Source organism: Streptosporangium brasiliense (genome assembly GCF_030811595.1).
GTDB classification, from domain to species: Bacteria; Actinomycetota; Actinomycetes; order Streptosporangiales; family Streptosporangiaceae; genus Streptosporangium; species Streptosporangium brasiliense.
The window spans coordinates 2,589,633-2,602,459 of sequence record NZ_JAUSRB010000002.1; the positions used below are offsets into that span (position 1 = coordinate 2,589,633).

General features: G+C 67.1%; 14 protein-coding genes, 1 tRNA gene and 1 pseudogene. 11 read left to right on the forward strand and 5 right to left on the reverse strand.

Translation table 11 applies throughout. The annotated features are described in order from the left end of the window. Positions 1–200 precede the first annotated feature (200 nt). Entirely contained in the window at positions 201–569 is a 369-nt protein-coding gene (locus J2S55_RS20655) for a GntR family transcriptional regulator (RefSeq protein ID WP_306863493.1), read from the reverse strand. A 138-nt stretch (positions 570–707) separates the two neighbouring features. Here J2S55_RS20655 and J2S55_RS20660 point away from each other — a divergent pair, with 138 nt between their 5' ends. From J2S55_RS20660 to J2S55_RS20700, 9 genes are all read left to right on the forward strand, one after another. Continuing rightward, the gene (locus tag J2S55_RS20660; RefSeq protein WP_306863496.1) at positions 708–1,046 is read left to right on the forward strand and encodes an SCO3933 family regulatory protein; all 339 of its coding nucleotides are present in this window, start codon (positions 708–710) and stop codon (positions 1,044–1,046) included. Next, positions 1,043–2,416: an FtsK/SpoIIIE domain-containing protein gene (locus J2S55_RS20665; RefSeq protein ID WP_306863499.1), complete on the forward strand. Its 1,374-nt coding sequence runs from the start codon at positions 1,043–1,045 to the stop codon at positions 2,414–2,416. The genes J2S55_RS20660 and J2S55_RS20665 overlap by 4 nt, the downstream gene beginning before the upstream one ends. 21 nt (positions 2,417–2,437) lie before the next feature. Continuing rightward, complete coding sequence (locus J2S55_RS20670; RefSeq protein ID WP_306863500.1) at positions 2,438–3,139, forward strand: DUF2637 domain-containing protein; 702 nt, start codon at positions 2,438–2,440, stop codon at positions 3,137–3,139. Between the two features lie 18 nt (positions 3,140–3,157). Next, positions 3,158–3,499 (forward strand): hypothetical protein, encoded by a 342-nt coding sequence (locus J2S55_RS20675; protein ID WP_306863503.1) that lies wholly within the window; start codon positions 3,158–3,160, stop codon positions 3,497–3,499. A gap of 16 nt (positions 3,500–3,515) precedes the next feature. Further along, entirely contained in the window at positions 3,516–3,692 is a 177-nt protein-coding gene (locus J2S55_RS20680; RefSeq protein ID WP_306863506.1) for a hypothetical protein, read from the forward strand. Beyond that, positions 3,689–3,820 carry a hypothetical protein gene (locus tag J2S55_RS20685; protein ID WP_306863509.1) on the forward strand — a complete coding sequence of 44 codons (132 nt, stop codon included), beginning with the start codon at positions 3,689–3,691 and terminating at the stop codon, positions 3,818–3,820. The genes J2S55_RS20680 and J2S55_RS20685 overlap by 4 nt, the downstream gene beginning before the upstream one ends. Positions 3,821–3,921: 101 nt before the next feature. Beyond that, positions 3,922–5,298 (forward strand): replication initiator, encoded by a 1,377-nt coding sequence (locus tag J2S55_RS20690; protein WP_306863515.1) that lies wholly within the window; start codon positions 3,922–3,924, stop codon positions 5,296–5,298. After that, positions 5,298–5,492, forward strand: a complete 195-nt coding sequence (locus tag J2S55_RS20695; protein ID WP_306863517.1) for a helix-turn-helix transcriptional regulator — start codon at positions 5,298–5,300, stop codon at positions 5,490–5,492. Before J2S55_RS20690 ends, J2S55_RS20695 begins: the two co-directional genes overlap by 1 nt. Further along, the gene (locus J2S55_RS20700) at positions 5,489–6,859 is read left to right on the forward strand and encodes a tyrosine-type recombinase/integrase (protein ID WP_306863520.1); all 1,371 of its coding nucleotides are present in this window, start codon (positions 5,489–5,491) and stop codon (positions 6,857–6,859) included. The genes J2S55_RS20695 and J2S55_RS20700 overlap by 4 nt, the downstream gene beginning before the upstream one ends. Before the next feature lie 44 nt (positions 6,860–6,903). On the opposite strand, the gene J2S55_RS20705 is transcribed toward J2S55_RS20700, so the two are convergent. Both J2S55_RS20705 and J2S55_RS20710 read right to left on the reverse strand, forming a co-directional pair. Continuing rightward, positions 6,904–7,380 (reverse strand): NUDIX hydrolase, encoded by a 477-nt coding sequence (locus tag J2S55_RS20705; protein ID WP_306863523.1) that lies wholly within the window; start codon positions 7,378–7,380, stop codon positions 6,904–6,906. Between the two features lie 100 nt (positions 7,381–7,480). Next, positions 7,481–7,968 (reverse strand): annotated as a pseudogene (locus tag J2S55_RS20710) (transposase family protein); the annotation flags it as partial. 570 nt (positions 7,969–8,538) lie between these two features. Here J2S55_RS20710 and J2S55_RS20715 point away from each other — a divergent pair. Further along, entirely contained in the window at positions 8,539–9,591 is a 1,053-nt protein-coding gene (locus J2S55_RS20715) for a hypothetical protein (protein ID WP_306863526.1), read from the forward strand. 142 nt (positions 9,592–9,733) lie between these two features. Here J2S55_RS20715 and J2S55_RS20720 read toward each other — a convergent pair whose 3' ends face one another. Further along, positions 9,734–10,387, reverse strand: a complete 654-nt coding sequence (locus tag J2S55_RS20720; RefSeq protein WP_306863529.1) for an HAD family hydrolase — start codon at positions 10,385–10,387, stop codon at positions 9,734–9,736. 251 nt (positions 10,388–10,638) lie between these two features. Further along, positions 10,639–10,711, reverse strand: a tRNA-Arg gene (locus tag J2S55_RS20725). A gap of 858 nt (positions 10,712–11,569) precedes the next feature. On the opposite strand from J2S55_RS20725, the gene J2S55_RS20730 reads away from it, so the two are divergent. After that, positions 11,570–12,787: a M15 family metallopeptidase gene (locus tag J2S55_RS20730; protein WP_306863531.1), complete on the forward strand. Its 1,218-nt coding sequence runs from the start codon at positions 11,570–11,572 to the stop codon at positions 12,785–12,787. Positions 12,788–12,827: the final 40 nt, after the last annotated feature.

Sequence of the window (12,827 nt, forward strand, 5' to 3'; positions counted from 1 at the left end):
TTGAGCGGAACTGAAGAAGCTTAACTAGATCGGCGTGATACCGGAAACCCCCAGCTCACGGTGAACTTAGGCCATCCCGAAAGGGGAAACGCACCGCAGAGCAAGGGAGAAACCGATGAACGTCGACCCGCAGCGCATCATCTGGGAATTGGCCGCGATTCGGGCGGAGCTGGACGAGTTGGCGTGCCGGATCGGGGAGATCACTTCGGCGCTGCGAAGACTGCCGCCTCCAGAGCGGCGAGCCGATCCCCCAGTTCTTTGAGGGTGTGGCGGGTCTGGGCGAGCTGGTCGAGGATCTCGGCGGTCGCGTCGGACGTCTCCGGCTTGGAGGTCTCGGCGGGGGTCTCGCGGACGAACACGCCCTTGCCCTGCTGACCGATGACCACGCCTTCGGTGCGAAGCACACTGATCGCGGCCTTGACGACGCTGGCGGAGACGTCGAAGCGCTCGCCCAGTTGGGCGATGGACGGCAGTGCCGCACCGGGCGCGAGTGCACCGCTGCGGATCTGGCCGCGCAGCTCGTCGACGATCTGCAGGTAGGCCGGCTGGCCGGTCTTCTCCACCATCATCTGCGCTCTCCTCGTCTCACCTCCAGTTGAGCACACTTCGGTAAAGAAACCAACTAAGTCTGCGAGGCACTCATTGACAACTTAGAATTCTAAGCGTTCTATGTGTTCTAAGGATTCAACCGAGCAAAGGAAACGATCATGCGCACCATCCCCATCCCCGTCGACGTCACCAAGCTCCAGGTCACCTGCGTCAAGCCCGCCAAGCCCCGCCTGGTCAACAAGGACACCGGCGAGATCAAACGCGACAAGGACGGCAACGTCATGTACGAGCTCACCCTCCTGTTCGAAGACGAGTTCAACCGCATGGAACTGGTCAAGGTCAGCATCACGCCGGAACCGCAGATCACCGCCGGTGAGGAAGTCGTCCCGGTCGGCCTGGTTGGCTACGTCTGGGAGCAGGGCGGCCGCTGGGGCATCTCCTACCGGGCGCAGTCCTTCGTCCCCGCCGGTTTCACCGAAACGGGGGCGGACCTGTGATCGACCTCGGCCACCCCTTACTCAAGCTCCTCGCCGTCCTGGTCGCCCTGATCGTCTGGCGGCGCTGGGCCCCGGTCTCCTACTGGTACCTGCTGGTCTTCCCGCGCAAGGCCCTGTGGCTGCGCTGGACCTGGCGGCACGTGGCCTCCGGCTGCGGGCTGACCAAGAAGCGGCACCGCTGGTGGTTCACCACCGTCCCCGGCCTGGTCGCCTCCACCGGTGTCGTGCGGGTCAAGCGGCGCTTCCAGCGGGTCGCGGTCGACACCAAGCCCTGGATGAGCCTGCCCCGGCCGATCCGGGACGGCTTCCGCATCACCTTCCACCTGCTCGACGGACAGGTGCCCGACGACTACGCCAAGGTCTGCGAACGGCTTGCGCACGCCTGGCGGATCGAGGCGGTCCGGGTGGTCGGCTCCCGACCCGGCCGCGTCACCCTCCAGGGGATCACCCGCGACCCGTTGGCCCACGTCGCACCCGCCGTACCCCCGGCTGAACCGCACGACGGCTGGCGCGCGGAAGACCTGCTGCGGCCGGTCGTCGGGGTACTGGAGACCGGCGCGGCCTGGCGGATGGACCTGCGGCTCATCCCGCACTGGATGAACGCCGGCGCCACCCAGTCCGGCAAGTCCAACCTGATCAACGCGCTCATCGTCGGCCTGGCCCCGCAACCGGTCGCCCTGGTCGGCTTCGATCTCAAGGGCGGGGTGGAGTTGTCGGCCTATGCCGCCCGGCTCACCGCGCTGGCCACGACCCGCGCCGAGTGCCTCGACCTGCTGTCCGACCTGATCGCCGTCATGGGCGCCCGGATGCTGGCCTGCCGCCGCTACGGGGTGCGCGACATCTGGCAGCTTCCCGACGCCGCCCGACCCATCCCGGTCGTGGTCCTGGTCGACGAGCTGGCCGAGCTGTTCCTTACCGCCGACAAGGCCGAAAAGGATCAGGTCACCCGGACGGCTACCGCCCTGCTGCGCATCGCCCAGCTCGGCCGCGCCTTCGGAATCCACCTGATCCTGTCCGGCCAGCGGATCGGCTCCGACCTCGGCCCCGGCGTCACCGCGCTACGCGCCCAGATCGGCGGACGCGTCTGCCACCGGGTCAACGACCCCGAAACCGCGGTGATGACCCTCGGCGACCTCGACCCCGACGCCCTGGTCGCCGCCCGATCCATCGCCCCAGAACTACCCGGTGTCGCCGTGATCACCGGCTCTGACGGCCGGTGGTATCGCGCCCGGTCCGGCTACGTCTCCACCACCGCCGCCGAACAAGCCGCCGACACCTACGCCGACGTCACCCCCTCCTGGAACCAGGTCGCCGCCTCCGGCCTCGGCCACGAACTGCCCGGCTCCGACACCCCCGAACTCGCCGCCTGAGATCCGGAAGGAGACCCGACCATGACCACGACCGCGCCCCGCCTGGCCGTACGGCTGGCCGACTCCGCACCGGTCCTCGTCCTCGCGCTCATCGCCGGGGCGGGCAGCTTCACCCACATCCGCGACACCGCCACCGAACATGGGCAGAGCGGATGGATGGCCTGGGCCGTGGCCGTCTGCGTCGACCTCACCTGCGTCATGGCCGCCCGGGAACGGCAGCGCGACAGGAAGAACGGACGCCAGCGGGACGGCTGGATCTCCTGGCCCACCCTCGTCCTGGTCGGCGGGATCACCCTGTCCCTGGCCGCCAACCTCGCCCAGGCCGAACCCTCCGCCTGGGGCTGGATCACCGCCGCGACTCCGGCCGGCGCGTTCCTGATCGCGGTCTCCATGCTCGAACGGCGGGCCTCCGAACCCCGTCCTGAACCGTCCCCGGATCTCGTCCCCGTCCCGGACGCCGTACCGGAACCCCTGGCCGAACCCGCGACGCCCGTCCCGCTCCCCGTCCCCGCCGTACCCGACCAGAACGGCGCCGAGAACGGCCAGAACGACACCGGAACGACGGACGCGCTCCTCGACTACGCCCGCCGGGTCGCCGACGAACACCACAACCGGCACGGCAGACCCATCACCCGCGACACCCTTCGCGCCCGCCTCGGGGTGTCCAGCCAACTCGCCTCCGACCTGCTGCGCACCCTGCGCGACAACCCCGACCCCGCCTGACTGCAAAGGAGAACCACCATGACCACCGTCCCCCGCGCCGCCCTCATCAACGGCCTGCGCGACCTGGCCGCCTTCCTGGAGGCCAGCCCCGAGGTCCCCATCCCCTCGCTTACCGGGCTCTCCTACTACGCCCGAGGAACCGACACCGACATCCGCGCCGAGATCGACGCCATCGCCACGCTCCTCGACACCGAGGTCGACACCAGCGACCTGGACCACGGCCACTACCGGACCTACCTGGCCTTCGGGCCGGTCGAGTACACGGCCGTGGGCATCTTCGCCGCCGCTCGCGCTCGCCACAAGGCCGAGACCTCGTATGCGGGCTGCATCGACCCCGCCCCCCTCACCCCCGCCGCCTGACCAAGGGAGAACCCCCATGCGCATCCGCATCGACGGCACCTACGCCGAACTCGCCTACGCCGCCAACAAGATCCGCACGATCCTCCCCATCGGCCAGATATCGCCGATCATGCCGCTCCACGAACGGCCCCATACCTGGCGCGTGTTCATCAACACTGCCCCCAAGCGCGACACCGGGAGATGGATCACATGACCGACGACCACGACGCCCCGTCCGTCGACATCACGCCCAAGCGCTGGCTGTGCTGCCACTGCGGCGGGACCGGCGTCGACAGCCACGGCCAGACCTGCCAGCACTGCGAGGGCCTCGGCTTCTGCTGAGCCTCGGCGCCCCCGGCGTGACCACACATCCGCCAAGACGTCCGCCACGTCGGGGGCCATCCCGCACCGAACCTCGAAAGCCCGGAAGGGACGCACCCATCATGCCAAGCACCCACGCGGTAGCTGGACTCATCACCCGGCTCCACGACCCCCAATACGCCCGCTGGGCCTCCCAGATCCGCCGGACCGGCGGCTGCCGACAGCCCATCCACCTGCGCGGCCACGTCCACCACGTCGACCCCGCCACCGGCCAGCGCCTGCACTCCTACACCACCGCATGCGAACCGGACGGCATCCTGCGCGTCCCGTGCAAGACCCGCCGCGCCTCCCGCTGCCCGTCCTGCGCCGAGACCTACCGGGCCGACACTTACCAACTCATCCGCGCCGGCCTGGTGGGCGGCAAGGGCGTCCCGGACTCGGTCACCGCCCACCCGTGCCTGTTCGTCACCCTCACCGCCCCGTCCTTCGGGACCGTCCACACCCGGCGAGAGAAGAACGGCACGGTCCTGCCGTGTCACGCCCGGCGCGACGCCGCCACATGCCCGCACGGTCAGATCATGTCCTGTACGGCCCGGCACGGCGCCGATGACTCCTGCCTCGGCGAGCCACTCTGCCCAGAGTGCTACGACTACGCGGGAAGCGTGCTGTTCAACGCCATGTCCCCGGAACTGTGGCGGCGCTTCACCCTGGCGCTTCGCCGACACGTCGCCAAAATCGGGGGCCTGACCCTGCGGGAGCTCCGCGACCAGGTCACGATCTCCTTCGCCAAGGTCGCCGAATACCAGCGCCGCGGCGTCGTCCACTTCCACGCCGTGATCCGCCTCGACGGCCCGGACGGACCCGCCACACCGCCCCCGGCCTGGGCGACGGCCGACCTCCTGGCCGACGCCGTACGGCACGCCGCCTCGGCCGTCGCGGTCACCACCCCTGCGGCGGCCAGCCAACCAGCTCGGGGCCTGCGCTGGGGCGCCCAGCTCGACACCCGCGAGATCACCATGAACGGAGACCTCACCGAACAGGCGGTCGCCGCCTACATCGCCAAGTACGCCACCAAGGCCGCCGAATGCGTCGGCACCCTGGACCGGCGCATCAACCCCCTCGACGACCTGACCGCCTTCGACCTCCGCGACCACCCCCGGCGACTCATCGCCGAGTGCATGCGCCTGGGCGCCCTCGACGAACTGACCGACCTCCGGCTCATCAAATGGGCCCACATGCTCGGCTTCCGCGGCCACTTCTCCACCAAGAGCCGCCGCTACTCCACCACCCTCGGCGACATCCGCCAGGAACGCGCCGAGTACATGCGCGGTGAAGCGGTCAGCACCGGGCGGCTTCCGCTCTTCGACGAGGACACCGTCCTCGTGATCTCTCACTGGGAGTACGCCGGAAAGGGTCTGTCGGCCGGTGACGCGCTTCTCTCAGCCGCGTTGACCGGGAGATCTCTGCCGTCGCTTCCGGCGCTTGGGGGAGGTGCCTGATGCCTCGGCATGATGACAAGCTCCTCACCCTGCCTGAAGTGCTCACCGAGCTGAACGGAGTCTCTCGCCGCACCTTCTATCGGTGGCGAGAGCTCGGCAAAGCGCCCGTCTGCATCCAGTACCCCAATGACGAGCTGCGTGTCCGGCGTAGCGACCTCGAAGCGTGGCTCGACTCGCTGAGGGAGGCGTCGTGACAGTCACCTACGAAGTACGCATCTGGGAAGTCCGCCGGAACCAGTCGAGCAAGACGCCATCCTTCGAAGCTCGGTGGAAGGCCGGCACCAAGTCACGGTCAAAGACCTTTCGGACCAAGGCGCTGGCCGAGAACTTCCTGTCCGACCTCCGCCAGGCAGCGAGGAAGGGAGAGGCGTTCGACGTCGCCACCGGGTTGCCGGTCTCGATGCTGGCGGCGGACTCTGAGCCTTCGGGACCGTCTTTCATGCATTTCGCGCAGTCGTATGTGGTCGGCCGGTGGCGGAGGACAGCTCCGCGGACGCGGGAGACCGAGGCGTACGCGCTGCTGTCGTTGATCCCGGTGTTGGTGGCCGACATTCCAGATCGGCCGGAGGACGACGAGCTGCGACAGGTGTTACGTAACCACGTGCTGCTCCCGGAAGGCCGGCGGGGGACGCTGACCCGCACGCAGACCGTGGCGCTGCGCTGGCTGGAGAAGGCGTCCCTTCCGCTGGCGGATCTCCAAGAGGCACGCGTCGCCCGGATCGCACTCGATGCCATCTCGGTCACCTTCGACGGCAAGGAAGCCGCAGCCAACACCGTACGGCGGAAGCGAGCGATCCTTCATCACCTCCTGGAGCTGGCGGTGGAACAGAAGGTGTTCGCGACCAACCCATTGCACGAGATCAAGTGGAAGCCGCCCAAGGCCGTCACCGTCGTCGACCCCCGTACGGTGATCAACCCGACTCAGGCGAAGCAGCTCCTGGCCGCCGTGCCCAAGGTCGGCCGTACTCGGGGCGTCCGGCTCAAGGCTCTGTTCGCCTGCATCTACTACGCGGGTCTGCGCCCGGAGGAGGCGGCGGACCTTCGCCTGAAGAACTGCACTCTGCCCGAATCGGGATGGGGTCAGATCATCCTGGAGAGGGCGCGACCGCAGGCGAACAAGCGATGGACCAACTCGGGGGAGACCCACGAGTCGCGCAGCCTCAAGCACCGAGCGAAGAAGGAGACCAGGGAGATTCCCATCCCGCCTGTTCTGGTCGCCATCCTTCGCGCACACGTCGACGCCTACGGCGCCGAGGACGACGGCCGGCTCTTCCGGACGACCAAGGGAGGTTCCTATTCCAGCTCGGCATGCTCCTACGTCTGGCAGGAAGCGCGAGCGCTCGTCTTCACCGATGAGCAGGTGAGGTCACCGCTCGCCGCCCGCCCCTACGACCTGCGACACGCCGCCCTGTCCCTCTGGCTCAACGCGGGCGTACCAGCCACCGAGGTGGCCAAGCGAGCCGGGCACAGCGTGGAGGTCCTCCACCGGGTGTACGCCAAGTGCATGGAAGGACAGCAGGAACGGATGAACGGGAAGATCGGCAACGCTCTCGGCGAATGATCCCCATAGATGCTCGCCTCCAGGCCCCGGCGCAAGCCGGGGCCTCAACCTATGTACGGCTTGCCCGGTCCTTCGAGGAAGTGGCCGATCCGCAGCCGCATTGAGCGGTCCATCGACAGTGAGCAGACCTCGTCCCGCGGCACCCAACGCACTTCCCGGGACTCGTCGCTTGGCGTTGGCTCCCCAGCGACGGCCTGGCCGGTGAGCACGATGGAGAACTCCTGGCGGGCCTCACCGTTGCTGGCATAGAGGATCACATGCTTGGGGTCGGTGTACGTCCCGACAAGGCCGGTGATCTCGCACCTGATCCCGGTCTCCTCCAACGTCTCGCGGATCGCGGCCTCGGGCAGGGACTCGCCGAGGTCGATCGCGCCGCCGGGGACGGCCCAGTTGCCGTTGTCGGACCGGCGGATCATCAGAATCTCGCCCGCCTCGTTGGTGACCACGATGTTCACTGACGGGACGAGGCTGTTGGGCTTGGGGGCAGCGGGGTCGTTGTAGAAATCGATCCGGCAGGCCATGGTCAGGACTCTACCGACGTGGCTTCCATTTCAGAGGCTTTTGAAGCTTCAGCCCATTCAGCCTGTACCAAGTGAAAGACCGGCAGGTTGGCATGGGGATGAGCGCGTCGATCAGTCCGACCTGTCGTGCAGCGGTCAGATCGTGTATCGCCCCGGGCAGCGCGGGTGAGGTCCGCACCAACCGGCTGGTCGGATCAGCGAGGAGCTGGACGTTCACCCCCATGATGGTGGTGTTTGCCGGAGTGGTAGGGCTTTCATCGGGGAGCCGGTCGATCGGGATGAGATCGTCATTGAGGGGGCGTAGGCCGGATGGGAGGCCTTCGGCACGGCAGCATGCAGGTCTTCGGCAAGGTCGGCCAGGAGGTCGGCCGTCTCGCGCACGTAGCGCTAGGCGGTGGTGGTTCCGATGGTGAATCCGGCGGCCAGGCAGGCATAGGTACCGCCGTCCACGCAGATGGGTCGGCACCGGGAGTGCGTGATCCAGGCGCAGCCATCGGCGGTGGCGTTCGGTGCGGCGGGTGCGGATCAGCTCGGCGGACGGCTCAGGGTGCGGTCAGACAGCGAAATCACGGCAGGGCAGGACAGCAACGAGGCTCCTGGTTGGGGCATCGAATCTTGGTCGGCTGCTGTCTTACCGGGAGTCTTATCTCACCTCAACCCGGCTCCCGGTGCCTACGCTGACTAGCGCTGCCAGGTTGGAAAGAGCTCACTGGACAGGCCCGAATTTTGGGCGGCAGCGTGCCCTTGCACACTGCCGCCCAAGCTTTACATGATCATCTTATGTAGTGCTGCGGCGGTGCCGAGGCCTGCGCCGATGACAACGAGGGCTCCAGCCGGGGACGCCACGGCCGCGACCACCGCCGCTGCTATGCCGATCACGGCCCACCTGAGCGGCAGCCGCTCAGGAGACGACTTCCCTGACCCCGTCTGGGGGGTTACCTTGGACATGCGAAAACTCCATTCGCTCGTGATGTTGGTGACGCCAGTCGAATGGTCCTTGGGGGCCTCACTCCCTGAGGGCCTCGGCGTCTGCTCCCAGGATGCGGCGTACGGGGGACTTGTGCGAGTAGACTTTGTGAACGCGCTGACCCGCCTGGCGTCCAGTAATGGATATGGGTACCTAGATAGGTGTACTAGGCGGGTCAGGACGTTCAGCTCATGACGTTCCAAGATCTTTTGAGAAGACTTGTGATCTTGAATATCAAGACTCGGAATCAGCTTCAGGCGCGGGTCGCTCGGTTGCGAAACCTTGAGCCCACCATTGAGAGGGCCACCAGGACGTTGGCCAACCTCAAGACCAACTCGCCCTCAGAAATCCGCATCCGCAGCGGATTCGTCTACCAGGCCGACGCCCCTCCCATCGACCCATCCGACCGTCGCGCCCCGGCTCCTATCCACCGCCCGCCAGCCACGCGCCTTATCTCGCCTACGGGTAGCTCGCTGCGCCTGTATCTCCTAGCTCTCTACGAGGCGCATCTCCACGCCCGCCCCGGTCAACGGCCGAGCAATCGCCGCCCCGTGATCAGCTACGACGCCCCCGGGCACGGGTGGGTCGACCTCCTGGCGCCCCGGAGCAACCTCACCACGGGGGGGCCGACCAACGTTGCCATGAGCACCGCGGACAAAAAGAAGCGCCGCATCGTTTCTGCGCTCAAGGCGCTGGCCAAGGACGACATTCAGCTCGTGCACCTACCTAACCAAGGCAAGCGCGTTGACACCTACGAACACTTCCAGCTCTTGCACGAAGCAGGCCTGCAGGCCCACGCCGACCCGGTGCCGTACACCATCCCCTCCAGAAGAGACGACCATTTCACCCTCCCGGCTGCTCTGTTCCTCAATGGATGGATTCATGTGCTGGAGGACAGCGAGCTAGCGTTCCTCATGATGCTCATCCACTGGCGGGAGATGACCCAAACGTTCCAGGTCAAGATCCCCAGCGATATAAGGGTCCTGCACTACGGGATTGGCAAGGAAACCTATGAAGCCCATCGACTGCTTACTCGCTTCGGACTTGTCGAACTCGAGGCCGACCCCAATCGGCGGAGCGATGGCACGGTGGTGAACCACAAGGATGCTGACTGGAACCCCCTCCACCAGTTCCGGATCACTGCTTCCGGCCTGGAAAACCCTGCCGTTGAGATGGCTATTAAAGGCATCCAGAAGGAGCTGCGGGGGGTGATTGAGGTGCTGCGCTTGGCAGACCTGTCCTAACCATTTCATCCTTGGATGACTTGGTGGTTCTAAGGGATTCCCGGAAGCCCATGGTTATGCACACTGAGGTCGGCTATCTCTCCAGGGCTGCGCTATGTAGACAGCCTCCTATGCCTCGGGTGTCTGATAGATCTCCAAGAGATCAATCAAGGGCGGCGTGCAAGATGTCCATCGCGTAGGCCACATCGGTAACCACGTGGTCCGAGGAATGCTCATGGCCGGTCCATGTTCCGCGGTTGATCCAGACCGTACGCAAGCCAGCTGCCTGCCCTCCGCCGATGTCCGCGATTGGATGATCTCCGACCATCCACCCTCCGCCGGCGATGTCCGCGCCGCACCGCCTGGCGGCGATCTCGAACAGGCCGACGTCGGGCTTGCGGATGCCCTCGACACCCGAGAGCGCGTAGCCGTCGACGGCATCGGCCAGTCCCGTCCGCTGGATCTTGCCGAGTTGGTTGTCGGCCGTGCCGTTGGTGACGATCCCCACCCGCCATCCGAACGCGCGTAGCTCTGCCAGTGCGGCTATGACCTCGGGACGGCACTCGACAAGGTGGGGCATCCGGCGGCGGTAAGCGGCCCACAGGTCTACTGCCGAAGCGGACAGTTTGAACCGCTCGCGCACCTTGGCGAAGAACAGCTCACGGTGAGGCAGGCCGTTACGGTCCAGCTTGACAAGGTAGTCGACGGCTTTCCGGCTAAGTCGATGTTCCTCGGCGAATTCCTCCGCCCACAGCAGGAAGGCGGCATCCAAGTCGATGAGCGTGTTGTCCAGGTCGAAGAGCGCCAATCGCTGCACGATGCCCGATCTTAGGCGGGGCCGGCTCGGTGCTGCCGATCTGTATCCCGGCCACAGTCCGACCCTGTGGGATCGCCCGGCCCTGGTCCGCTCCGACGAGGTACGACCTGCGCAAACGCGCCAAGATCCATCCCACGCATATCCCACAGCCGCTGACATACGGCTGCCTACGCCGGCACACGACTGCACAGAGCTGGATGGCGATCGGAAAGACATACCCAGGTCAAGGGCATGATCGCTGGTCAAGAGAGTGCCCCCGGCATGATTCGAACATGCGACACCCGCTTTAGGAGAGCGGTGCTCTATCCCCTGAGCTACGGAGGCAGGGGCTACAGGTAAGAGTAGCGAAAATGGCGAGTGCGTGTGCGGTCGGAGGGTGGGTGGGGGGTGGATGGCGGGTTATCGCTTTGCTGAGCTGCGGTAAAAGGGCGGCAAGTGGGCACAGACCCGGGGTTTGGGATGGCTAATGTCACGCTCCGTGATCGAACGGCGACGGAGGCGTATCCGAGGGCATCGCGCGCTGCGGCCGCTGGTGCTGTGTGGGGCGATGCTGGCGCCCGCGCTTCTGGCGGGCGGTCTTCTGGTGGCCGAGCTCACCGGATATGACCGGGTCCTCCGGGGGGACGTCGCCAAGGTGGGGCCCCGGGGGGTGGTGGCTCAGGGGGGCGGACCCGCCGTGGCGTCGGTGGTGGCGCCCGGCCGGGATGTGATCCTGAAGCCGAGGTTGGTGCCTCCTCCCTCGCCCTCTCCTTCCCCGGATCCGGTCCAGGCGTACGGGGGGTGGACGTCCCCGGTTGTGGCCGACGTGCGGCGCTCGGCGGCGGACGCCGCTCCGGTGGACGTCCCCGACGTCGTGCGGAAGGTGGTGCCCCGGCGGTCCGAGCCGCCTCAGGTGAGGCGGACGCCGCCGCAGCCGGCGCGGACGGAGGGCGGGTTCGGCTGTCCGGGGGAGTGGCGGGATACCTGGCTGTGGGAGGTCTGTAAGGAGCAAGAGCGGCGAGAGGTCTGAGGGAGTGGGCTGCTAAATGGGGTGTTCAACGCATATCGGCTGTGCTGGGCCCGGCCCGGGCACTCAGCCAGCTGTAGTAACGTGCGTGCCTGACCCAGGTCACGAGTTCGCAAACGGAGGGGTCGAAAGTGCCACCTCGTCGATCAGCGGGTCTGATCGCCGTTGTCGCGACCATGACTTCCCTCTTGCCGGGGGCCGCTGCCACGCAGCGGGCGTCGGCGGAGGTCCAGCCCGTCGCCGCCCGCGGATCCACGAGCCATGCCATGCCGAGCCGCGAGTCCGTGAGCCTGGCCGGGGCGCGTGGCGAGTCCGCCGGTCTTCGCGGTGCGCGTGGTGAGTCCGCGAGCATCAGCGAGCTGCGTGGTGAGTCGGTCGGTCTCCGTGGGGCGCGTGGTGAGTCCGCGAGCCTCGACGGGCTGCGGCGCGAGCCGGTGAACCTCACGGAGTTGCGCCGTGAGGCGGAGAAGGCGTCCAAGGATCTGGAGGGCGCGACGAAGGCCCTGGAGCAGCGGCGGGCCAAGATCCAGGCTTCGCAGAAGGAGCTCACCGCCAAGCTGCGCGAGCTGCAGGCCGCCGAGAGGGCCTTCGCCCAGGTGCGGCAGCCGCTGTCGGATATCGTCGGGCAGCTCTACCAGCACCAGACCATGGGCAGCGACGTGGCCGGTTTCCTGTCCGGCGCGTCCGATGCGTCGACCTTGCGGGCCATGGCGGCCGTCTCCCAGATCGTGGCCCAGCGCGATCAGATCCTCCAGGAGAGCAGCCGCCTGCAGGTCGAGCGCGAGCGGCTGGCAGCCGAGGCGCAGGAGCTTCGGGCGGGCACCCTGCTGTCGGAGGCGCAGATGGGCGCCGAGATCGAGACGCTCAGGGTCCGTTCGAGCAAGATCGTGAAATCGCTGACCCAGGCTCTGGTGAAGCTGGGAGTGAAGGTCGACAAGGGCGGACAGCCCGCGGAGGGCTGTGCCCCGACCAAGGCGTTGTCGGCGAACGAGTTCGCCAACGGGCTGATCCCCAAGGCCTACCTGTGCCCGCTCCAGCAGCGGGGCAACGAGCTGCGCGGAGACGCGGCGCTGGCGTTCATCAGCCTCAACGAGGCGTACAAGCGGCAGTTCGGCAGGCCCATGTGCGTGACCGACAGCTACCGGAACCTGGCCGAGCAGCAGTCGGTCTACTACCGCCGCCCGGGCTTCGCGGCGGTCCCGGGCCGTAGCAACCACGGTCTGGGGCTCGCCGTCGACCTGTGCGGGGGCGTGGAGCGTTTCCGGTCGCCCCAGTTCAACTGGCTGGAGGCCAACGGCAAGAAGTTCGGCTGGTTCCACCCGAAGTGGGCCTACATCAGCCCGTTCGAGCCCTGGCACTGGGAGTATGACCCGAAGCTGGGCTCCCTGCTTTAGATCTCTCCGCTGTAGATGCGCTGCTGCAGAACTCTCTGCC